The sequence below is a fragment of the Bacteroides sp. D2 genome (genome assembly GCF_025147085.1).
Taxonomy (GTDB): Bacteria; Bacteroidota; Bacteroidia; order Bacteroidales; family Bacteroidaceae; genus Bacteroides.
Genome location: NZ_CP102261.1, coordinates 38157 through 59143, shown reverse-complemented (window position 1 = coordinate 59143; position 20987 = coordinate 38157). Strand labels below are relative to the sequence as shown.

Annotated in this window: 23 protein-coding genes and 1 pseudogene; 12 read left to right on the top strand and 12 right to left on the bottom strand. The window is 40.9% G+C overall.

Features of this window, described 5'->3' with window-relative positions; translation table 11 throughout:
* Positions 1–186: 186 nt before the first annotated feature.
* Positions 187–912: an RDD family protein gene (locus NQ505_RS00290; protein ID WP_008998930.1), complete on the bottom strand. Its 726-nt coding sequence runs from the start codon at positions 910–912 to the stop codon at positions 187–189.
* 101 nt (positions 913–1013) lie between these two features.
* On the opposite strand from NQ505_RS00290, the gene NQ505_RS00285 reads away from it, so the two are divergent.
* The 6 genes and pseudogenes from NQ505_RS00285 (at position 1014) to NQ505_RS00260 (ending at position 7101) form a co-directional block, all read left to right on the top strand.
* Positions 1014–1976 carry a stage II sporulation protein M gene (locus tag NQ505_RS00285; RefSeq protein ID WP_008998929.1) on the top strand — a complete coding sequence of 321 codons (963 nt, stop codon included), beginning with the start codon at positions 1014–1016 and terminating at the stop codon, positions 1974–1976.
* The gene (locus NQ505_RS00280) at positions 1957–2895 is read left to right on the top strand and encodes a hypothetical protein (protein WP_008998928.1); all 939 of its coding nucleotides are present in this window, start codon (positions 1957–1959) and stop codon (positions 2893–2895) included. The genes NQ505_RS00285 and NQ505_RS00280 overlap by 20 nt, the downstream gene beginning before the upstream one ends.
* 16 nt (positions 2896–2911) lie before the next feature.
* Positions 2912–3529, top strand: coding sequence for a DUF4129 domain-containing protein (locus NQ505_RS00275; protein ID WP_008998927.1), 618 nt, complete (start codon positions 2912–2914; stop codon positions 3527–3529).
* Positions 3526–4796 (top strand): annotated as a pseudogene (locus NQ505_RS00270) (DUF4350 domain-containing protein). The gene NQ505_RS00275 and the pseudogene NQ505_RS00270 overlap by 4 nt, the downstream one beginning before the upstream one ends.
* An 11-nt stretch (positions 4797–4807) precedes the next feature.
* On the top strand, positions 4808–5782 hold the full coding sequence (locus NQ505_RS00265) for an AAA family ATPase (RefSeq protein ID WP_008998926.1): 975 nt from the start codon (positions 4808–4810) through the stop codon (positions 5780–5782).
* 8 nt (positions 5783–5790) lie between these two features.
* Entirely contained in the window at positions 5791–7101 is a 1311-nt protein-coding gene (locus NQ505_RS00260; RefSeq protein WP_008998925.1) for a DUF58 domain-containing protein, read from the top strand.
* 54 nt (positions 7102–7155) lie between these two features.
* Here NQ505_RS00260 and NQ505_RS00255 read toward each other — a convergent pair whose 3' ends face one another.
* Genes NQ505_RS00255 through NQ505_RS00240 form a run of 4 tightly spaced genes read right to left on the bottom strand, consistent with a single transcriptional unit; the run spans position 7156 to position 9061 of the window.
* Positions 7156–7383: an immunity 17 family protein gene (locus NQ505_RS00255; protein ID WP_008998924.1), complete on the bottom strand. Its 228-nt coding sequence runs from the start codon at positions 7381–7383 to the stop codon at positions 7156–7158.
* Positions 7380–7793, bottom strand: a complete 414-nt coding sequence (gene tsaE, locus NQ505_RS00250; RefSeq protein ID WP_008998923.1) for a tRNA (adenosine(37)-N6)-threonylcarbamoyltransferase complex ATPase subunit type 1 TsaE — start codon at positions 7791–7793, stop codon at positions 7380–7382. Before tsaE ends, NQ505_RS00255 begins: the two co-directional genes overlap by 4 nt.
* A gap of 12 nt (positions 7794–7805) precedes the next feature.
* A complete protein-coding gene (locus NQ505_RS00245; RefSeq protein ID WP_007757858.1) occupies positions 7806–8618 on the bottom strand; it encodes a metal ABC transporter permease in 813 nt (270 codons plus the stop codon).
* On the bottom strand, positions 8618–9061 hold the full coding sequence (locus NQ505_RS00240; protein WP_032853499.1) for a hypothetical protein: 444 nt from the start codon (positions 9059–9061) through the stop codon (positions 8618–8620). The genes NQ505_RS00245 and NQ505_RS00240 overlap by 1 nt, the downstream gene beginning before the upstream one ends.
* 118 nt (positions 9062–9179) lie before the next feature.
* Between NQ505_RS00240 and NQ505_RS00235 the strand changes: the two genes are divergently transcribed.
* Both NQ505_RS00235 and NQ505_RS00230 read left to right on the top strand, forming a co-directional pair.
* The gene (locus tag NQ505_RS00235) at positions 9180–10277 is read left to right on the top strand and encodes a leucine-rich repeat domain-containing protein (RefSeq protein WP_157179074.1); all 1098 of its coding nucleotides are present in this window, start codon (positions 9180–9182) and stop codon (positions 10275–10277) included.
* 49 nt (positions 10278–10326) lie between these two features.
* Positions 10327–11325, top strand: a complete 999-nt coding sequence (locus tag NQ505_RS00230; protein WP_008998920.1) for a M28 family metallopeptidase — start codon at positions 10327–10329, stop codon at positions 11323–11325.
* A gap of 55 nt (positions 11326–11380) precedes the next feature.
* Here NQ505_RS00230 and NQ505_RS00225 read toward each other — a convergent pair whose 3' ends face one another.
* The 4 genes from NQ505_RS00225 to NQ505_RS00210 all read right to left on the bottom strand — a co-directional run bounded on the left by NQ505_RS00225 (position 11381) and on the right by NQ505_RS00210 (position 14917).
* Positions 11381–12130: a GNAT family N-acetyltransferase gene (locus tag NQ505_RS00225; protein ID WP_008998919.1), complete on the bottom strand. Its 750-nt coding sequence runs from the start codon at positions 12128–12130 to the stop codon at positions 11381–11383.
* Positions 12131–12314: 184 nt separating this feature from the next.
* Positions 12315–13031: an SDR family NAD(P)-dependent oxidoreductase gene (locus NQ505_RS00220; RefSeq protein WP_008998918.1), complete on the bottom strand. Its 717-nt coding sequence runs from the start codon at positions 13029–13031 to the stop codon at positions 12315–12317.
* 74 nt (positions 13032–13105) lie between these two features.
* Positions 13106–13675 (bottom strand): Crp/Fnr family transcriptional regulator, encoded by a 570-nt coding sequence (locus NQ505_RS00215; RefSeq protein WP_008998917.1) that lies wholly within the window; start codon positions 13673–13675, stop codon positions 13106–13108.
* Positions 13676–13687: 12 nt separating this feature from the next.
* A complete protein-coding gene (locus tag NQ505_RS00210; protein WP_008998916.1) occupies positions 13688–14917 on the bottom strand; it encodes a 3-phosphoshikimate 1-carboxyvinyltransferase in 1230 nt (409 codons plus the stop codon).
* 186 nt (positions 14918–15103) lie between these two features.
* On the opposite strand from NQ505_RS00210, the gene NQ505_RS00205 reads away from it, so the two are divergent.
* Together NQ505_RS00205 and NQ505_RS00200 are read left to right on the top strand one after the other, a co-directional pair.
* The gene (locus tag NQ505_RS00205; protein ID WP_008998914.1) at positions 15104–15652 is read left to right on the top strand and encodes a WG repeat-containing protein; all 549 of its coding nucleotides are present in this window, start codon (positions 15104–15106) and stop codon (positions 15650–15652) included.
* On the top strand, positions 15649–16701 hold the full coding sequence (locus tag NQ505_RS00200; RefSeq protein WP_008998913.1) for a winged helix DNA-binding domain-containing protein: 1053 nt from the start codon (positions 15649–15651) through the stop codon (positions 16699–16701). The genes NQ505_RS00205 and NQ505_RS00200 overlap by 4 nt, the downstream gene beginning before the upstream one ends.
* A 117-nt stretch (positions 16702–16818) precedes the next feature.
* On the opposite strand, the gene NQ505_RS00195 is transcribed toward NQ505_RS00200, so the two are convergent.
* On the bottom strand, positions 16819–17460 hold the full coding sequence (locus tag NQ505_RS00195) for a DUF1349 domain-containing protein (protein WP_008998912.1): 642 nt from the start codon (positions 17458–17460) through the stop codon (positions 16819–16821).
* Between the two features lie 111 nt (positions 17461–17571).
* On the opposite strand from NQ505_RS00195, the gene NQ505_RS00190 reads away from it, so the two are divergent.
* Positions 17572–18345: a response regulator transcription factor gene (locus NQ505_RS00190; protein ID WP_008998911.1), complete on the top strand. Its 774-nt coding sequence runs from the start codon at positions 17572–17574 to the stop codon at positions 18343–18345.
* 17 nt (positions 18346–18362) lie between these two features.
* On the opposite strand, the gene NQ505_RS00185 is transcribed toward NQ505_RS00190, so the two are convergent.
* Positions 18363–19055, bottom strand: coding sequence for an HAD family hydrolase (locus NQ505_RS00185; protein WP_008998910.1), 693 nt, complete (start codon positions 19053–19055; stop codon positions 18363–18365).
* 187 nt (positions 19056–19242) lie between these two features.
* Between NQ505_RS00185 and NQ505_RS00180 the strand changes: the two genes are divergently transcribed.
* Positions 19243–20307, top strand: coding sequence for a DUF2027 domain-containing protein (locus NQ505_RS00180; RefSeq protein WP_004306598.1), 1065 nt, complete (start codon positions 19243–19245; stop codon positions 20305–20307).
* A gap of 65 nt (positions 20308–20372) precedes the next feature.
* Here NQ505_RS00180 and NQ505_RS00175 read toward each other — a convergent pair whose 3' ends face one another.
* Positions 20373–20729, bottom strand: a complete 357-nt coding sequence (locus tag NQ505_RS00175; RefSeq protein WP_004299310.1) for a hypothetical protein — start codon at positions 20727–20729, stop codon at positions 20373–20375.
* Between the last annotated feature and the right edge of the window lie 258 nt (positions 20730–20987).

Genomic DNA, 20987 nt, shown 5'->3' with positions numbered 1-20987 from the left:
TAAGAAAAGGGGTGTACTCTGTTGTGAGTATGCCCCTTTTTTGTGCTGGCTTTTTCTCAAACATTCTTATGCCTATGAGAAAAAGTTCTCACTGCGATGAGAAAAAATACTCATTACAATGAGAATTAATTCTCACTATGGTGAGAATACTCCCTTGCCTGAATAGTCTGAAACAGCGTATTCTAGTTATATTTCTTCCAATGCATAATACTGATAATCGCGAAGTACAGTCTGAAGAAATTTTTCCTGATTACCGTCACGAGGAGTAACGGAAAGCAATTCCTGTACTTTCTTAGCAAGTGCCGTGACACGTCTTGCCCGGTCTTTCTCACTGGATTCCAGTGTTCGGGTAATTACATTCACTTGTTCGAGTGATAAATCAGCCGATTGCGGATATACCGGATGATAATTCTGGGTAAGATAATCGAATTCATCCAGGCTGACATGAATCTTACGATAGTTTTTCTCTTTAATCACCATCGTACCGGCAGCAAGATCTCCTAGCCGTTGATTGTTTTTATTCAGTAAAATGACCAGAAGTCCCAGGCCACTTGTGATAGGACCGTCGATCGGGAAAAGAATCCATCGTAACAGATAAGATCCTATGCTGGGAGTGGAACCGTCCACTTTTACAACACGGATATTGATGAGTTTCTTTCCAAAACTCTGTCCGTGATTGAACATCTCGCAAAGAAAAGAATAACCGAGAATCGGCAAATAAACGATGCACAGGAAAAAGAATAAACTGAATCCTGACGGTAAACTTAATTCGGATAAGAGAGTGGCAGTGGACAAGATGTAAAGTCCGATCAGAAAATAATCGATGATTAAAGCCATCAGTCGTTCGCCGATACTGGCTGGCGTTTGGCTGATACGAACGAATTGTCCGGTTATTATCGTAGATTCTGCCATTTCAGGTTAAACATTTTTAGGATTCCGTTGCAAATATATCATAATTCTCTTATTTTTGCTTCCGGTTTCGAACAAAACTTATCCGAAATCTATTGAAAAGCATGAAAGAAGTAACGTTTATTCGTCGGAACATTGAAAAATGGAAGGAGACAGAGAAGGTTGTAGAGCGGGCGGCGAGTCTGTCTCCCGATCAACTGGCCGATGCATATACGGACTTGACAGCTGACCTGGCATTTGCTCAAACACATTTCCCGACTTCCCGTATTACTATTTATCTGAATAATCTGGCTTCGGCATTACATAACGAGATTTACCGGAATAAACGAGAGAAGTGGACACGCATTATAACCTTTTGGACACAAGAAGTGCCACGAACCATGCACGATGCACGCCGCGAATTACTGACTTCCTTTCTGATTTTTGTAGCCAGTGCATTAATCGGTGTATTATCAGCAGCGAATGATCCGGATTTTGTCCGGCTGATATTAGGAAACGGTTATGTAGATATGACACTCGACAATATAGCCAATGGTGAGCCCATGGCCGTGTATAACGGCTCTTCTGAAGTACCGATGTTTCTAGGCATTACGCTTAATAACGTGATGGTATCTTTCAACTGTTTTGCCATGGGGTTGCTGACTAGTTTCGGCACAGGATATATGCTTCTTTCCAATGGTATCATGGTAGGAGCTTTTCAAACATTTTTTTATCAGCAAGATTTGTTATGGGAGTCCAGTCTTGCCATCTGGCTACACGGGACGCTTGAGATTTGGGCGATCATCGTGGCCGGTGCCGCCGGATTAGCTTTAGGTAACGGTTGGTTGTTTCCCGGCACGTATTCACGACTGGAATCTTTCAGAAGAGGAGCGAAGCGAGGCTTGAAAATTGTGATCGGTACTGTTCCGGTATTCATTATGGCAGGCTTTATAGAAGGTTTTATTACCCGTCATACAGAACTTCCCGATATGTTGAGGCTCGGTGTGATACTCACTTCTCTGGCATTTATTATATTCTACTATATTTATTTACCAAATAGAAAAAAACATGGAATCACAGAAACCTAAGATTGCGATGTATGTGAAACGTCCTTTCGGTGAGAAGTTGAACGCTTCTTTTGATTTTATAAAAGAGAATTGGAAACAATTGTTTAAGTATTCAACTTATCTGATACTCCCTATATGCTTAATTCAGGCTGCTAACTTTAGTGGTTTAATGGGAAGTATGACAGATCTTAGTGCCATGCAGACTTCAGGAGGAATAGGTGAGAATCCGTTGGCTGCCCTGGGACCTTCATTTGCATTGAATTATGCGGGAGTGATCTTCTTCTCATGCTTGGGAGGTTTGCTGCTGACTTCCCTGATTTATGCGATGGTGCGATTGTACAATGAACGGGAAGAACGCCTGAACGGAATTGTATTTAGCGATATAAAACCGTTGCTGCTCCGTAATGTCAAGAGGCTGTTCCTGATGGGGATTGCTTGTGGCTTCTTGTTCTTCTTTGCGGTGATCCTTGTTGTTCTATTGGCTGTGTTAACACCTTTCACGCTCATTCTAACCATTCCGCTTTTATTCGCATTTATGATACCTTTGGTATTAATGTCTCCCATCTACTTATTTGAAGATATTTCGTTGAGCGAGGCATTTGCAAAGACATTCCGGTTAGGATTCGCAACCTGGGGCGGAATTTTTCTGATATTATTTGTAATGGGACTCATTGCCAGCGTATTGCAGACAATTGTTTCTATACCATGGTATGTGATCTATATTGTGAAAATGATTTTTACTATGAGTGACGGAGGTGCAACCTCTTCATCGGTCGGACTGAACTTCGCACAATATTTGTTCTCTATCCTGATGTTGTATGGTTCTTACTTGTCGGCTATATTCAGTATTGTCGGTCTGGTTTATCAGTACGGTCATGCATCGGAAGTGGTAGACAGCATAACGGTAGAAAGCGATATTGATAATTTTGATAAACTCTAAAACATACCTCAACTAGATGAATCTCACTTCCCCGGCTGATACATTAGTCTGTGATACGGCGCAGATTGCCCTTTGGCAGTCTGATCCGGCATACAACTATAACCGTGAATTGATTACTCCGGAGATGAATGTCTTTGAGTGGATCAGCAGGCAGTTTGGGGAATTGATGCGTAAGATATTCGGCAGTCGTTTTGCTGAAGAGTATTCAGGGCTTATCCTGATATGTATTGCCATTCTTATTTTGCTATTGATTGTTTGGTTCGTCTACCGGAAACGTCCCGAATTGTTTATGGTCTCTCGTAAGAATGCATTGCCTTATACGATTGAAGAGGATACAATTTACGGTGTGGATTTTCCGGGAGGTATTACAGAGGCACTTTCCCGTCAGGATTACCGGGAAGCGGTACGTTTGCTTTATTTGCAAACTTTGAAACAACTTAGTGATGCAGAACGTATTGACTGGCAACTTTATAAAACACCTACCCAATATATCAATGAAGTACGGATGCCGGCTTTCCGGCAACTGACCAATCATTTCTTACGGGTACGTTATGGTAACTTTGAGGCGACGGAAGAACTCTTCCGAACTATGCAGTCTCTACAGGGAGAAATAGAGAAAGGAGGCGTCTCATGAAAGGAAGCCGTTGGTTTATTATCTTTATTGTTGCCTTTCTATTCATCATGTTTGCAATAGAATATCATTTGCCGAAGAACTTTGTGTGGAAGCCCACTTTCGGACATTATGATGAGCAACCTTTTGGATGCGCGATATTCGATAGTCTGTTGGCTTCTTCTTTGCCACAGGGCTACACCTTTTCGAAAAAAAGTCTCTATCAGTTGGAGCAGGAAGATACGACGCAGCGCAGAGGGATATTGGTAATCTCTGATAATTTGCGATTGTCGGATGTTGATGTAAACGCTCTGTTGAAAATGGCGGAACGCGGAGATAAGATCATGCTGGTGAGTACCTTGTTTGGTAGATATATGGAAGATACTTTGAGCTTCAGGTCTTATTATTCCTACTTCAGTCCGATGGCTTTGAAGAAATATGCAACTTCATTCTTGTTAAAAGACAGTCTGTGCTGGGTGGGAGATTCGGCGGTTTATCCCCGTCAGACTTTTTATTTTTATCCCCAGTTGTGCTCTTCTTATTTCTGGGGAGATTCGCTTCCTGAAAGGGTACTGGACAAAAAGTCCTTGAGTCGAATGAATTTAAATACGAAACCGAGGCGGACTCATTGGTAACAGATAGTGTTACTTATATGCCTGTTGCAATGTCCCGTCAGTGGGGTAAAGGAGAGGTTATTTTAGTTTCCACTCCGTTGATTTTCACTAATTACGGTATATTGGATGGTAAGAATGCAACCTATATTTTCCGTTTGTTGTCGCAGATGGGAAAGCTGCCCATAGTTCGTACAGAGGGATACATGAAGGAGACGGCACAGGTGCAGCAATCACCTTTCCGCTATCTTCTGGCACACCAGCCGCTTCGTTGGGCTTTATATCTGACAATGATTACCATCATACTCTTCATGATATTCACAGCGAAGAGGCGGCAACGGGCTATCCCTGTTATTCAGGAGCCGGCCAATAAATCTCTTGAATTTACCGAACTGATAGGTACGCTTTACTTTCAAAAGAAAGATCATGCGGATTTGGTTCGAAAGAAGTTTTCCTATTTGGCCGAAGAACTTCGGAGGGAGATTCAGGTAGATATTGAAGAAGTTGAAGATGATGAACGCTCTTTCAACAGAATTGCCCGGAAAACAGGAATGGATATACAAGAGATTGCGAAACTGATCCGCGAAGTGCGTCCGGTGATTTATGGAGGACGTACGATTGATGCAGATCAGATGAAAGTGTATATTGATAAAATGAATGAAATAATCAATCATATCTAAAGAAGAAATTTATGGAAGAGAATACAGAACAGCGAGTGGATTTAACTCTCTTTTCCGAGAAGATACAAGAGTTGAAAGACCGGATTGCTTCCGTCATAGTAGGACAGGAGCAGACTGTCGATTTGGTACTGACGGCTATTCTGGCGAATGGGCACGTATTGATAGAAGGTGTTCCGGGCGTTGCGAAGACACTGTTGGCCCGTTTGACTGCTCGTCTGATTGATGCCGATTTCAGTCGTATCCAGTTTACTCCGGACTTAATGCCGAGTGATGTGTTAGGTACGACGGTGTTTAATATGAATACCAATGGCTTTGATTTTCATCAGGGACCGATTTTTGCAGATATTGTATTGGTGGATGAAATCAACCGTGCTCCTGCCAAGACACAGGCCGCCCTGTTTGAGGTAATGGAAGAACGTCAGATCAGTATTGACGGAACTACTCACCGGATGGGAGATCTTTATACGATTCTGGCTACCCAGAATCCGGTAGAGCAGGAAGGAACATACAAACTTCCCGAAGCACAGCTCGACCGTTTCCTGATGAAGATAACAATGGATTATCCCTCATTAGAGGAAGAAGTGAACATTCTGGAACGTCATCATACGAATGCTGCATTGGTGAAGTTGGATGATATCACTCCCGCCATTACCAAAGAAGAAGTGCTGTCGCTCCGTGCTTTCATGAATCAGGTGTTTGTAGATCGAACGTTGCTTCAATACATCGCATTGATTGTGCAGCAGACCCGTACCAGTAAAGCCGTATACTTGGGAGCCTCTCCACGTGCATCTGTAGCTATGCTGCAATCGTCGAAAGCTTATGCCCTTTTGCAGGGACGTGATTTTGTGACGCCGGAAGATATTAAGTTTGTAGCTCCCTATGTACTTCAGCACCGCCTGATCCTGACTGCGGAAGCTGAAATGGAAGGTTATTCTCCGGTGAAAGTGACACAGCGTTTGATTGATAAAGTGGAAGTTCCTAAATAATTGATAAGTTGTTTTTAACTCGTCGTTTCTATATTGCCCTTGTCGTAGTTATCCTGTTATTGGGTAGCGGATACGTCTTTGCTCCGTTCTTTGTCATCGGGCAGTGGACTCTTTTTGTCCTGCTTCTGGTGGTACTGGCAGATGCATATTCTCTTTATCGCATTCGTGGAATCCGTGCTTTCCGTCAGTGTGCCGACCGCTTCTCCAATGGTGACGAAAATGAAGTGAGTATCCGGGTGGAAAGTAATTATTCGCATCCTGTATCTTTAGAGATCATAGATGAGATTCCTTTTATCTTTCAGAAACGTGATGTTGACTTTCATGTGAAGCTTGGAGCAAACGAGGGAAAAACAGTTAACTATCGTCTTCGCCCTACTCATCGTGGTGTTTACTCTTTCGGGCATATCAGAGTTTTTGTGACCGGAAAAATCGGCTTTATATCCCGACGTTATACTTGTGCGGAACCTCTGGATATTAAAGTGTACCCGTCATATCTGATGCTCCATCAATATGAATTGTTGGCAATAAGTGATAATCTGACTGAATTGGGAATAAAGCGTATTCGCCGGGTAGGACATCATACGGAGTTTGAGCAGATCAAAGAGTATGTAAAAGGTGATGATTACCGCACGATTAACTGGAAAGCAAGCGCCCGCCGACATGGACTTATGGTGAATGTATATCAGGACGAACGTTCTCAGCAGATTTATAATGTGATAGATAAAGGTCGAGTGATGCAGCAAGCTTTCCGGGGAATGACTCTGTTGGATTATGCGATTAATGCTTCGCTGGTATTATCGTATGTTGCCATGCGGAAAGAAGATAAAGCCGGCTTAGTGACTTTTGATGAGCACTTCGATTCTTTTGTTCCTGCTTCCAAGCAACCGGGATATATGCAAACCTTGCTGGAGAATCTTTATAGTCAGCAAACCACTTTCGGAGAGACGGATTTCTCGGCTCTTTGTGTTCATTTGAACAAGCATGTCAGCAAACGTAGCTTGTTAGTACTATACACAAACTTCTCAAGTATAGGAGGTATGAACCGTCAATTATCTTATCTGAAACAATTAAACCGCCAGCATCGTTTGCTCGTAGTCTTTTTCGAAGATGTCGATCTGAAAGAATATATCGCTCAACCCGCAAAAGATACGGAAAGTTACTATCGTCATGTGATCGCAGAAAAGTTCGCTTATGAAAAGAGGCTGATTGTATCTACTTTGAAACAACATGGAATTTATTCCTTATTAACCACGCCGGATAACCTTTCAATTGATGTGATTAATAAGTATCTGGAAATGAAGTCACGACAACTATTGTAATATGAATATCAATAATAGTCTGACTTTTTCTTCTTGTTTATTTTTTCATCGAACTTATAATCCTATGGCTTTTCGTGTTTCTATAAAAAAGAATATAGCCATGCCGATAATGATAATCCCTAATATCCCATAGAAGAGTCGTGCCCGGTTGCGTCCTACATTTCTGACAATGGTTTGCGCATTACGTGTTGTAAAGAACCAGTCCCAGTTAAGCAATGACGCCAGCAGGGAGACAGTTCCTGCCAGCGCAAAGATTCCTTGTACGATATATTGCCCGGTCATAGTTTAATCACTCTACTTCCGTCTTCCAATTCTTCAATCGTTACTTTTACGGCGTCACCCGGCAGTAATTCTTCCACCAGTTCCGGCCATTCGATAAAGCAGAGAGCGCCACTGTAGAAATAATCTTCGTATCCCATGTCGTACACTTCACTTAGTTTCTTGATGCGGTAAAAATCGAAGTGATAGATTAACTCCCCGGTTTCGTCCGAACGGTATTCGTTGACAATGGCAAAAGTGGGAGAACTGATGACATCCGCTACACCCAATTCTTCGCAGAGTGCTTTCACAAATGTAGTTTTACCGGCACCCATCTTTCCGTATAAAGCAAATACAGTGTTGTCGCCCATAGCAGCGATGAATTCCCGGGCTGCTTCATGGATACTTTCCAGTGATTGAATTTTGATTTCCATATACTATATCTATTATGATGACTTTTTTCTGCAACAACTCTTTCCGATTTTGCAGACAGCGTAAATCAGGATAGAGAAGAATATGATTGAAGCTCCCGAGGGAACTTTCCAATGATAAGAAATAAACAATCCGCCCAAGCATCCCAAGAAGCCGATGCCGATGGACAACCAGATGATTTTCTTGAAACTATAAGTGAAGAGGTTAGCCGTCATTTGTGGAATGGTGAGAAGAGATATGGCTAACACAATACCTACCATTCGCAGGCAGGCCACAATAGTCAATGCGATGAACATCATCAACACGTATTCGAATATCTCTACCGGAATCTTTTGTGAACGTGCAAATTCGCGGTCAAAGGCAATATATACGATAGGGCGGATAAACAGATAAAAGAATCCGGTCAGTATGAGTGCCAAAATGCCGAGCATCCATAAGTCAATTTGATTGATGGTCAGGATATTCCCGAAAAGATAAGCTGATAAGTCGGGTGCAAATCCGGGTGACAAAAAGCTGAACATGATTCCGAGTGCCATTCCCAACGTCCAGAATACTGCAATGGCAGAGTCTTCACGCATATCTTTCCGTCTGCTAAGCCACTCCACACCGAAGGCTGATAAAACCGAGAATACAGCCGCCGAGAGTATTGGGGAAATTCCGGCAAACAATCCTAACCCAATACCGCCAAAAGAAGCATGAGTGATTCCTCCACTGATAAATACCAGGCGGCGGGTAACGATGTATGTACCGATAATCCCACAGGCAATGCTTGCCAGCAGACTACCCAACAAAGCGTGTTGGAAGAATGTATATTGTAGTAAATCCATCACCTGTCGTCCGTCTTTTTTATTTCTCCATTTCTTCTTTCTCCGATAATCAGAAAGACCTCGTCTTTGAGATCATCCGGCAGTTCGATGCCACGGAGTTGAAGACTACGTACCCATCCGGCCACTTCTATATCCAATGTTGTATACAGTACATCCCGAAACATATCTGTCTCTTCTTCCGTATATGCATTTCCAGGTCTGCCAATGAACTGGTCCAGCTCTTCATCATCGTAATATTCTATCTTTTTGCTGACAGCGGCCAACAAGCTATCCCGTTCGCATACTTCATGTTGTCCGCAGCATTCCACATCTACTTCCTTCACTTCCGGCATACGATCCAGTTCGCCTTTTTCTATTTTCTTTTGTAGTCTTTTGTTGCGGATGATTCCGGCTATCAGCGCGATAACCCCCAGCAGTACCAGACTTATAATGAGTATCCACATACCAATATAACAATTACGAATCAAATTTGTGCAAAGTTACTTATAAATTTGCATTCTATCATGTTAGGCTATCTATTTCTTTTCTTACTTTTGTATCTTACTAACCTAAAGTTCATACATGATGAAACAAAAGAAACTGTTATTTAGCTTGATAGGAGTATGCTTGTTATTAGGATTCTCTTCCTGTTCCAGTGAAGACAAAAGTGTGTTTGGCGACGACTTCGAGATTCCTGAATTGACAGATGCAAATACTATTCAATTCACGGTAGATGCTAGCGGTGAATGGAAGGTGATAGAAATGAATGCAGGTGGTGGACGAATTGCTATCGAATGGGGTGATGGACGATTACAAAAAATCGAACATCCCGATAATGCTTCGATTCAATACAGGTATAAGCCTTCAAGGAGTTTCACGGTAAGGGTTTGGGCAGAGGAATTGACAGCTTTCAGTGTTAGTGGTGTGTTGATGCCGGTAAGTAATATGCATTTGGGGGATTTTCCCAGGATGAAGAGGATTGAATTAAATAGTATAAAAGAAAGCAGTTTCTTAGATTTGAATACTTCCTGCCCTAATTTGGAATATATGAATATTGGAAATTGGGAGGGTTTGGAAGAATTACATTTTGATGAGTGTCTGAATCTGAAAACGGTACAGGTATACACTAATCCGAAACTGACTTCAATCAAATTTGGGCATTGTGAATTTTTGACCTCGTTGTATTGTATAGATAATGGAATAACTTCACTTTCATTGAAAAAGTTACCAGCATTACATACGGTAGAGTTAACCGGTACACCGCAGTTGTCGGCTTTGGAAGTAGATGATGATAATATGATTAGTGTATTGCATATTGAAGGATGTGTATTTCGAAAACTGGACTTTTTGAACAAGTTGATGTCATTGACTGAATTATATTGTAGCTCTAACAAATTGACAGACCTTGATACATCTGGTAATAAAAAACTGTGGTATTTGGATTGTTATAACAATCAATTAAAAAGTTTGTCTATCCCAATGAATAATGAATTGAGAAAACTTGATTGCCGTTATAACAAATTGGATAAAGATCAACTTAATAATATATTTAATACTTTGCCGGATATTACAGGGTATCCCGCTTATTATGATAAATGCGTGATTATGTACAAGAATAATCCGGGAGCGGCAGATTGTAACGAGACTATACTACAGAATAAACATTGGCGGGTGAATTGAACTTTGCCTTATCAATAAATGAAAAACGACTTAAGATATTTGAAGTATAATGAGGAGAAATTATTTACTATTAGCATTCCTGTTTGTTGGAAACATTGCTTTTGCCCAATCTCCTATTGAGAGAGGGTTAAATACGATCAATCGTTCCTCCGCCGAGGCTGCTATCAATTTTCTGGCAGGCGATGAGTTGCAAGGTCGTGAGGCAGGTTTTCACGGTTCACGTGTGACCTCGGAGTATATTGCCTCTTTATTGCAATGGATGGGAATCCCACCTCTGACTGACAGCTATTTCCAGCCTTTTGATGCTTATCGCAAAGAACGCCAGAAAAAAGGGCGCTTGGAAGTACATCCTGATTCCATTGCCAAACTGAAACAGGAAGTCCATCAGAAGCTCTCTATGAGGAATGTATTGGGAATGATTCCTGGTAAAAACACGAAAGAATATGTGATTGTAGGGGCTCATTTCGATCATTTAGGCATCGATCCTGCACTCGACGGCGATCAAATATACAACGGTGCTGATGATAATGCTTCCGGTGTATCGGCTGTGTTGCAGATAGCGAGAGCCTTTCTTGCCAGTGGACAGCAACCCGAAAGGAATGTAATCTTTGCTTTTTGGGATGGAGAAGAAAAAGGATTGCTAGGCTCTAAATATTTTGTGCAAACCTGTCCTTTCCTGTCTCAAATAAAAGGATATTTGAACTTCGACATGATTGGTCGTAATAACAAACCTCAACAGCCTAAACATGTTGTCTATTTCTATACAGCCGCTCATCCGGCTTTTGGTGATTGGCTGAAAGAGGATATCAAAAAACACGGCTTACAGCTGGAACCGGATTATCGCGCTTGGGATCATCCGATAGGAGGAAGTGATAACGGTTCGTTTGCCAAAGTCAATATTCCGATCATTTGGTATCATACTGACGGGCATCCTGACTATCACCAGCCTTCCGATCATGCAGATCGATTGAATTGGGATAAAATAGTGGAAATTACCAAAGCATCTTTTCTCAATATGTGGAAGATGGCGAATGAGAAGTCATTTTAAGGAAACAGATAAAATACAATCCTGATAATGAACGGGAAAAGTCAGGATTGTATTTTTATTTTTTGAGTATTCTTTTCAAGTAGTCGATATTTGGCAGATTCACAGTTTCAAAAACTCCTTTATAAAACAGGGCGAAGTTGTTGAAAACACAAGGCAATTGCTTTGCTTTTTCTAATGTGTCCACTTGAATGAAAGAAACAGGAACATTATTTGTTTCGCAATACTGTTTAATCATTTCAATGTATTGATAGATATAAGGGCATTGTATATCATAATAAACAGTCAGTTCTTCGCTTTCTATTTTTAGCCTTTTAGCATTTGGAGTGAATTTCGGGGTTGTCCCATCAAAAGAAAGAGCAAGCAATTCATATCCATTATTGGTAGTGTCAACCACCTCAAAGCCGAACTTCTTTGCAAATGATTGGTCTGAAAGCCAATTCTTCTGTTTTTTTGCTCCAAGCATACAAATGCCGGATTTACCTTTTTCTTTAGCATCAGCTATACAGTACTCCATCAACGAACTTCCATACCCGTTTCCTCTGGGACTGCCTAAAACCCATAAGCAGTAGAGGTAATAGTAGTTGCCTCCCATTATCGGAACCCAGGCTTTTTCAAGAGGAGCATATTCAATAAAGACCGTAGCTTTTGCATTTAACTTTCTAAAAACATGACCTTCCTTCAGTCGGTCGGAAAGCCATTGCCGTTTTGCTTCAATGCCCGGATGAGATTTTTTGCTACGGATAATGCAGCATAAATGCTCATTGGAAAGATTTTCTGCTGTTAAGTTTATGAAATCAGTATTCATATATGCTCTCGTTTTTATTTGGATAGTATCAATCAGCCAGTGGGGTAATTATAATCCTTTATTGGCCTGTTGACAGACTATCTTTGCAAAGATAGCGAATTTGTGTAGATAATCTTTGTTTCCCAATGGTAGAATTTACGGAAGTTTCTTTCTTAAATAGGAGAGACGGCGAATAAGAAGAACTTTACATCCGGCAATAAATAGCAGATGGCAAAAGACGAAATAGAATGGCCACATATTTCCATCTTTTAGAGATAAAAGCTACTTTTTTCTTTTTAGAAATAGCCTTTTTTATTTGCCTCACAGCCTTATCAACAGGAGTAACCCAGAACAATCCTTCTCCTTTTGCCATGGCAGTATCTACAAATCCGGGACGAATATCGGTAGTATAAATAGGATAGTGAGATTTGGTAGCTTTCTGCCGTAGTCCTTCCATATAGTTGATTTGATAGGCTTTCGACGCGTTGTAGGCGGGAGCGATGCCACTTCCACGCGTACCTCCAACAGAGGAAATAGTAACCAGATGCCCGCTTTTTTGCCGTTCGAAATATCGGAATCCCCAGTCTACGATGTTGGTGAATCCTATCACGTTAGTTAGTAAGGTGGGTTCTTCCAGTTGATAGGATAGTTCAGGGTTTAGTTCTCCGGTACCGGCACAGATAATCAGTATATCCATTCCACCCATTTTTTGAATGAGTGTCTCAAGGGATGAAATAGTGGATTGCGTGTCGGTGATGTCACACACTTGATAGAATAGTTTGTCTTCGTCACGGGCACATACCTCTTTCAATAGATTTTCTCTACGGCCGGAAATGCCGATAAGGAAATCTTCTTGAGAATAAATTTCTGCTAATCCACGGCCGATGCCAGAGGTTGCACCTATAATTATAATTTTCTTCATGAAATACTGTATACTTTATTTGTCCGCAAAAGTAGGGGTAGGGAATAAATAAACTCTTGATTGAAATCAAGAATTTACTTTTGTACGACTTTTCTTCGGATACGGCTTAATGTTTCAGGACGAATAAGAAGGTAAGAAGCCAGTTCTTTTAAAGTAATCAGTTTCAGTAAGTCGGGACAACGGTTGATAATTTCGAGATAGCGTTCCTCCGGTGTTAGGCTGTACATTGAAATCATCCGGTCGTAGACCTCCCATAGCAAAGTTTCTGCAATGCGGCGTCCCAACTTTTGGTGAGCGTCGTTGGTATCATAGAATTCTGTCATTTGCTGGTAATTGATTACGTATACCGAGCAGTCACATAAAGCCTGTATATCTACATTGGATTTGTCCTGTAATTGAAAAGCCGGATAGTTGCCAACAAAAGAATGATCGAAAGTATATCCTACGATGCTGTTTTCGCCTGCACTGTTAGTACAACAGTACCGGAAAGAACCGGAACTGACGAACCCCATTGTTTTACATATTTCTCCTTGACGGGAAAAGTATTCTCCTTTCTTATAATAGGTCTGCTTCCCCTGTTGCAATACGAAATCTACAATAGGGGAGTAGTTGATATGGGAAGTATATTTATTGAAATCTTCCACAATGTCCGGAGATTATCCTTCGTTTATCACCTGAAATCCGGCCTGCTTCAAATCCTCCCAATATCCGGGATATGATTTGGTGACCACCTGCGGATCGGCAATAAGCAAATTAGGATGACAGATAACTGCCGGAGCAAATGCCATTGCCATACGATGATCTTCGTAGGTGTCAATCACCGGAATTTCCTCCGGTTCACATCGTTTGCCATTCCACATTAATATGCTGTCATTTTCTTCTTCAATAACATATCCCAACTTTTTAAGCTCGGTGCGCAATGCGGCAATACGATCAGTTTCTTTTATTTTCAGACTTTGTAGTCCTGTGAAACGGAAAGGAATATTCAGCAAGGCACAAGTAACGACAAACGTCTGTGCCAAGTCCGGAATATCGACAAAGTCCTCTTCCAGCCTTTCCGGTGCTTTGCCTGTTTTTTTCAGTTTCACACCTTGCGATGTAAATTCGGTAGTTATACCTAGGCGTGAAAAAACTTCTGCTCCCCGACTATCACCCTGATAACTGTTACGGAACAACCCTAATAATTCTATTTCTGCTTTGGGAGACAAGGCAGCAATCTGATACCAATAGGAAGCCGCACTCCAGTCACTTTCCACTTTGAAAGGAATACTCTGGTAGAGTTGTGGAGCAACGGAAATACTGCTTGGAGAAGTCCATGCGGCTTTGGCTCCAAAGTCCTGCATCAGTTGCAATGTAAGATTAATATATGGACGGGAAATAATCTCCCCGCTCAAATGCAACGTCAAACCGTCTTTGAGTACCGGACCTATCATCAGTAAAGCAGATATATATTGGGAACTGACATTTCCTTTCAGTGTTATTTCGTTTCCTTTCAGCTCTGCCCCTTTGATACATAGAGGAGGATACCCTTCATTGTGGGTATACTCTATTTCAGCTCCTAACTCCCGAAGAGCATTGACTAATATCTGTATCGGACGTTGCTGCATACGTGCTGTTCCTGTGATGGTCCGTTCTCCCGGAGTTACACTTAAATAGGCGGTAAGGAAACGCATAGCAGTGCCCGCAGCCATGATGTCAATCGTCCCTTTCCCTTCGGTGAGAGCCTTTATCATCACTTGTGTATCGTCACAATCAGACAGGTTTTCAGGAGCATACATTCCTTTACCCAATGCATTGATGATTAATGCACGATTACTGATACTTTTAGAAGCCGGCAACTGGATAGCTGTTGTTACCGTTGAGGGAGGGATGAGTTTATAGAGCATCATATCTAAATATATTCTTTGTTATGGAGTACAAAAGTAGAGATTTATTCGGAGACTTCCAACTGGTTTTGGCTCTTGGTAAGGGAGTTGAGGTAATATCTATCTCTTCCGGCTTATTCTTTTTATTATTAACAATGGTTTGTTTGGAAAGAAATTTTATATTTGCAATATACTAATAATAAGCTCATGAAAATAAAATCCTTGTATGCCTTATTGTTTTGTATTTTTACGACTGGATGTTTGGACGGTCAGAAACAGTCGGATCATGCAATCCTTATCGCTTATACGTCAACAGAATTTCCGGAATTAGGCTCTTCTGTCTGTTATTTGAATGAACGAGGTGATACGGTGATTCCTTTTGGTAAATATCATTATGGAGGGAGTGATACCATACGGCATATCGGTTTTGTAGTGGAACCTCATACCCCCGGATGGACAACGATCAACAATAAAGGAGAAAAACTTTTTTATACCTTTAGCTTTGATAATGGGCCGGACTATGTAGAGGAAGGGCTTTTTCGTATCATAAACGATGAGATGCTGATGGGATTTGCCGATACTTTGGGGAATGTCGTCATCCAACCGCAGTTTGCTTTCGTTTTTCCTTTTAAAGACGGGAAGGCCGAAGTGACCTATACCGGGGCAAAGAAGGCAATGGATGATTATGGGGAGCATTGGACATGGCAAAGCGATCATTGGTTTTATATTGATAAAAAAGGTAATAAATTGAAATGAAAATATCGAATATACGTTTACTCAACCAACAGTTGTTAAGTCCTCTTTTCTCTCAACCGAAGGAACTTGTGTCATGGATGGGAGCCATACAGGCACAGAATTATTCCATGGTAAAGTGGGCAGTAGGAATGCGTTTGAAGTCGGCAACGATTCAGACTGTGGAGAAAGCACTACGCGAGGGTGAGATTTTGCGGACCCATGTAATGCGTCCGACATGGCATCTGGTAGCGGCAGAGGATATCCGATGGATGTTGAAACTTTCTGCCGAGCGTGTGATAGCTGCCAATGAATCTTATGCGAAAGGACATGATCTGGATATTTCAGAAGAACTTTATGCGAAAAGCTATCGGTTACTGGAAAAGATTCTTAGTGGAAACAAAAGTCTGACAAGGCAGGAGATTGCTGAACATTTTAGTCGTTCGGGAATTGTGGCGGATAATCATCGTATGACCCGCTTTATGGCACGAGCAGAACAGGTAGGTATTGTCTGTAGTGGAGAAGATAAAGGAAGTAAATGCACGTATGCGCTTTTGGAAGAACGTGTCCCGCCAATGTCTGAATTGACAAAAGATGAATCTTTGGCTCGTTTGGCCAGAAGCTATTTTCGGAGTCATGCTCCCGCTGTTTTGCAAGATTTTGTCTGGTGGTCGGGACTGCCTGTTACCGAAGCACGGCAAGCTATCTATCTGATTGATTCAGAATTGACTGCGGAAGAATGGAATGGACAGACATGGTATATTCATGAAGATTGCCGGACTCGCGGAAAAGTCTCCGGAAGTTTACATCTTCTTCCTTCTTATGATGAATATTTGCTTGGGTATAAAGACCGGACAGATGTTTTGCCTAAAGAGCATTATGCAAAAGCATTTACGAATAATGGTCTGTTTTATCCGATTGTTCTTCATGAGGGGCAGGTGATAGGAAACTGGGATAAATCTGTTAAAAAAGGAGGCTCGTTCATAGAACATTCATGGTTCCGGCTGGATGATTGTGTCGATGAAGTTGCTTTGAACCGTGAAAAGGACAGGTATATACGATTTTGGAAATAATATGAAAAAATGTCTTATTAACTCTCAAAAGCATAGCTTTAGACTGGCTAAAGCTATGCTTTTCATTCCCTAAAGCTATGCTTTAGTCAGGTAAAACAACCTATATATGTGAAGTACCTATTTATTCATTTGTTTTTTGGCCCATTCCAGTCTTCGTTGATCGGCTAATGGAGTCACTTTAAATTCTTCGAATGTAGCGGTGAAGCCTTTCCCGTCCGGACAAGCTCCCATCACCCCAACCATGACAGGGCAATTATCTTGCAACCAACAAGTGCGCATCATAATATATTCTTTATCGTCACGTGAGAAAAATATTTCTACTGCATCCAAGCGGCGGATTGCTTTTATCCATATAGAACGGGGAGCATCCGGCAACTGCACTACACTCCAATCGCTAGTCCGATGCGTTACAACAGCACTCACATTCTGTTTGCCATTCACATATTCCACACCTGCTTTGATCCAGTTTTCATGGTCGATGCGCAGCATTAATCCCATTTGGTCGAAAGTTGTTACGTAATTGCCGGTTATCTTTACTTTGGCTTCGAATTCTCCACCGTAAGTGGCATAATAGAAAGGACCGTCGTCTACGGTAAATCCATAATGAGAAATCCGCCAGAAGTCAGTTTTTGCTGGAACGTCCATCACTAAAGTTTTACCATCTTTTATTTCCCATTGTTGAGGCTCATTCAGCCAGTTCATTTTATTCAAACTTTGTCCCATAGAAGAAGTTGCTATTGCCATAAAGGCTATTGACATGATTTTGATTTTTAAATATTTCATGATTATTTCTTATTTGATTATCTTTGTGGTGCAAAGATAGCGCAAGCCGCCGTGTGTAACAATACTGAATAATAACCATTTTATCGAATGGACGTATTACAAAAGGAAATAGATGAAGTTTATGCAACGCAACCGATCACTGATGAAACATTGGATAATGGGGTTGTAGAGCAGCATCGACGTTTTATTCATTCATTGACAGAGATTAATGGCGGGTGTGCTGTAATTTCAGATCTTTCGAACAGGAAGAGTTATATTGCCGTTCATCCGTGGGCACATTTTTTGGGGTTGACTCCCGAAGAAGCTGCTTTGAGTGTAATTGATTCTATGGATGAAGATTGTATTTACCGGCGTATTCATCCCGAAGATTTGGTAGAAAAGCGTTTGTTAGAATATAAGTTTTTCCAGAAAACCTTTGCAATGCCTTTTGATGAACGGCTGAAATACCGGGGAAGATGCAGAATACGTATGATGAATGAGAAAGGAGTGTATCAGTATATTGATAACTTAGTGCAGATTATGGAAAATACTCCTTCGGGGAGTGCATGGCTGATCTTTTGTCTTTATTCCCTGTCGGCAGACCAACGGACAGAGCAAGGTATATACCCTACCATTACTCATATGGAACGTGGAGAGGTAGAAACACTTTTCTTATCGGAGGAACATCGTAATATATTGTCCGAACGTGAAAAGGAAATACTTCGCTGTATACGTAAAGGACTATCAAGTAAGGAGATTGCAACAACCCTTTATATCAGTGTGAATACAGTCAACCGGCACCGACAGAATATTTTGGAGAAACTTTCTGTCGGGAATTCGATAGAAGCATGCCGGGCGGCTGAATTGATGAAACTGTTGTAATCAAGAAGAGAAATTACTTAAAACAACGTCAGTAACTCATCAACTCTTTTCACCTGTATCAGATGGTCATGTGTGAATGTGTCTACTACTTCGTGTTTCCACATCACTTCAAAAGGAATATGTATACCATATCCTCCCAGCGATAGAACAGGTTGAATGTCCGATTTCAGAGAATTGCCAATCATGACAAATTCGGAAGGAGCAATCTGTAAGATATTCAACATTCGTTGATATTCTTTCTCTGTTTTATCGGACATCACTTCAATGTGATCGAAATAAGAGGCTAATCCGGAACGTTCCAGCTTATTCTCCTGATCGAGTAAGTCTCCTTTAGTGGCAACTACTAATTTGTATTTACCTTTCTCTTTCAATACTTTAAGCGTTTCTTTTACTCCCGGCAATAGTTCAATTGGCATTTTCAGTAATGATTTGCCTAATTCAATAATATGTTGGATGTCTGTACCTGAAATCTTTTGTCCACTCACATGCAAAGCTGTCTCTACCATAGAAATGGTGAAGGCTTTGGCTCCATAGCCAAGATATTTCAGATTATTCATTTCTGTTTGAAATAAAGCGGCTGAAATATCTTCAGAAGTGCCATAAGGCTTTAATAGGTCTGTATATTGTTTCTCTATTTCCTGGAAAAAAGGTTCATTGCTCCACAAGGTATCGTCTGCATCAAAAGCAATGACTTTAATAAGTTCTTTCATCGGTTTTCGTCGTTAATGGTGAATTTTAGATTATATGTTTGGTATTTCGTCGGGTGCAAAGTTACAATAAAAAGAGGAATAAAGGCAGACGGTTTGTTTTTAGAACCGAATCTCCATTTAATTTCATAGAAATCTCTATCTTTGTTACTCGTTTTTTTGAGTTTGAATTTTAATTGGATATACAATAATGAAAATAGGAGATAAAGTACGCTTTCTTAGTGAGGTAGGCGGTGGAATCGTAACTGGATTCCAGGGAAAGGATTTTGTGTTGGTGGAAGATGCGGATGGATTTGATATTCCGATGCCGATACGTGAGTGTGTAGTGATTGAAACGGATGACTATAATTTGAAGCGTAAACCGACTTCTTCTGCTCCGAAACAAGAGGGACCTGCTAAACCGGTAAAACCGGAGATGCCCGTCATTCAACGCCAGCCGGAAGTGAAGGGGGGAGATACGCTGAATGTATTTCTGGCTTATGTGCCTGAAGATGCAAAGGCTATGATGACTACTCCTTTCGAGACTTATTTGGTAAATGATAGCAATTATTATTTGTATTACACTTATTTGAGTGCAGAAGGAAAAGCCTGGAAGAACCGTTCGCACGGGTTGGTGGAACCTAATACGAAATTGCTGTTAGAGGAGTTTACAAAAGATGTACTGAATGATATGGAGCGGGTGGCCGTTCAGTTGATTGCTTTCAAAGATGGTAAGCCTGCGGCTATCAAACCGGCTGTCAGTGTGGAAATACGGATTGATACCGTGAAGTTCTATAAACTTCATACCTTTAGCGACTCTGATTTCTTCGAAGAACCGGCGTTGATTTATGACATTGTGAAAGATGATATGCCTACCAAGCAAGTATATGTTTCGGCAGAAGAACTTCAAGAGGCTTTGCTGCAGAAGAAATCTGTAGATAAGCCCAGATCACAACCTATTGTGAAACCGAATCATGCTCATGGTGGAAAGAGTGAGATTGTTGAAATAGATCTTCATATCGACTCTCTACTGGATGATACTCAAGGAATGGGTAATGCTGAAATACTGAACTATCAATTGGATAAGTTTCGCGAAGTGATGGAAGTCTATAAGAACAAACGTGAGCAGAAGATTGTCTTTATTCACGGCAAAGGAGATGGTGTGCTTCGGAAAGCTATCGTTGATGAATTGAAACGGAAATATAGTAATTGCCGTTATCAGGATGCTTCTTTCCAGGAATATGGATTTGGAGCTACGATGGTGACTATTAAATAATGGGATAAAAAAAGTGGAAGCCCAAACTGGCTTCCACCCTCTCTCTCTTTTGCATATTACTCATTTTACTTATTCAGTTCAATACCTTTATTCTGTAAAGTGATGTTCATCAATGCGGCATACTTGGCATACTGTTCAGCACTAAGAGTCTTTCTCATCAGCTTCAAGTTACCATAAACAGCGTTACGCAATTTAGCTTCTTTATCTTTCTTTGCTGTTGTGGCTCTTGACATCTGTTCGGAGAAATAATCGCAGATGTTTGCAACCTCTTCACTCTGAACTGAATTCAAGTTCAAATATTTACCTAATTTACTAACATTGATGTTACCTTCCCATTTTGCAGTTGTAGGTTGATTTCCGGCTGCAAATGTTGTAGCAGCAAGGCAGAGCGCTGCCACTAATGTTAATCCTAAACGTTTCATAATACCTACTTTTTTAATTGTTATACCTAAAAACTATTCCTAAAAACAAATCTAATACCTATTGAAAATTAGTCTAAGCGCTTAGTTTTTTCTTTTTACCTATGCAAATATAAGAATATGTTTTATAGCATAAAAATAAAGAAAAGGAAAAGATTCTATTTAGCCTCATTTCTTGATGTAAGTCAAGAGATGATATGCTTTATGATACAAAAACGGTTCTTTATGAAACATATTTGTAATACGTGTGCGAAAACGATA

Excerpts from the sequence above, each read along its gene's own strand:
- NQ505_RS00290 (WP_008998930.1), bottom strand. The coding sequence starts at position 912 with ATGGCAGAATCTACGATAATAACCGGACAATTCGTTCGTATCAGCCAA.
- NQ505_RS00285 (WP_008998929.1), top strand. The coding sequence starts at position 1,014 with ATGAAAGAAGTAACGTTTATTCGTCGGAACATTGAAAAATGGAAGGAG.
- NQ505_RS00280 (WP_008998928.1), top strand. The coding sequence starts at position 1,957 with ATGGAATCACAGAAACCTAAGATTGCGATGTATGTGAAACGTCCTTTC.
- NQ505_RS00275 (WP_008998927.1), top strand. The coding sequence starts at position 2,912 with ATGAATCTCACTTCCCCGGCTGATACATTAGTCTGTGATACGGCGCAG.
- NQ505_RS00265 (WP_008998926.1), top strand. The coding sequence starts at position 4,808 with ATGGAAGAGAATACAGAACAGCGAGTGGATTTAACTCTCTTTTCCGAG.
- NQ505_RS00255 (WP_008998924.1), bottom strand. The coding sequence starts at position 7,383 with ATGACCGGGCAATATATCGTACAAGGAATCTTTGCGCTGGCAGGAACT.
- tsaE (WP_008998923.1), bottom strand. The coding sequence starts at position 7,793 with ATGGAAATCAAAATTCAATCACTGGAAAGTATCCATGAAGCAGCCCGG.
- NQ505_RS00245 (WP_007757858.1), bottom strand. The coding sequence starts at position 8,618 with ATGGATTTACTACAATATACATTCTTCCAACACGCTTTGTTGGGTAGT.
- NQ505_RS00240 (WP_032853499.1), bottom strand. The coding sequence starts at position 9,061 with ATGTGGATACTCATTATAAGTCTGGTACTGCTGGGGGTTATCGCGCTG.
- NQ505_RS00235 (WP_157179074.1), top strand. The coding sequence starts at position 9,180 with ATGATGAAACAAAAGAAACTGTTATTTAGCTTGATAGGAGTATGCTTG.
- NQ505_RS00230 (WP_008998920.1), top strand. The coding sequence starts at position 10,327 with ATGAGGAGAAATTATTTACTATTAGCATTCCTGTTTGTTGGAAACATT.
- NQ505_RS00225 (WP_008998919.1), bottom strand. The coding sequence starts at position 12,130 with ATGAATACTGATTTCATAAACTTAACAGCAGAAAATCTTTCCAATGAG.
- NQ505_RS00220 (WP_008998918.1), bottom strand. The coding sequence starts at position 13,031 with ATGAAGAAAATTATAATTATAGGTGCAACCTCTGGCATCGGCCGTGGA.
- NQ505_RS00210 (WP_008998916.1), bottom strand. The coding sequence starts at position 14,917 with ATGCTCTATAAACTCATCCCTCCCTCAACGGTAACAACAGCTATCCAG.
- NQ505_RS00205 (WP_008998914.1), top strand. The coding sequence starts at position 15,104 with ATGAAAATAAAATCCTTGTATGCCTTATTGTTTTGTATTTTTACGACT.
- NQ505_RS00200 (WP_008998913.1), top strand. The coding sequence starts at position 15,649 with ATGAAAATATCGAATATACGTTTACTCAACCAACAGTTGTTAAGTCCT.
- NQ505_RS00195 (WP_008998912.1), bottom strand. The coding sequence starts at position 17,460 with ATGTCAATAGCCTTTATGGCAATAGCAACTTCTTCTATGGGACAAAGT.
- NQ505_RS00190 (WP_008998911.1), top strand. The coding sequence starts at position 17,572 with ATGGACGTATTACAAAAGGAAATAGATGAAGTTTATGCAACGCAACCG.
- NQ505_RS00185 (WP_008998910.1), bottom strand. The coding sequence starts at position 19,055 with ATGAAAGAACTTATTAAAGTCATTGCTTTTGATGCAGACGATACCTTG.
- NQ505_RS00180 (WP_004306598.1), top strand. The coding sequence starts at position 19,243 with ATGAAAATAGGAGATAAAGTACGCTTTCTTAGTGAGGTAGGCGGTGGA.
- NQ505_RS00175 (WP_004299310.1), bottom strand. The coding sequence starts at position 20,729 with ATGAAACGTTTAGGATTAACATTAGTGGCAGCGCTCTGCCTTGCTGCT.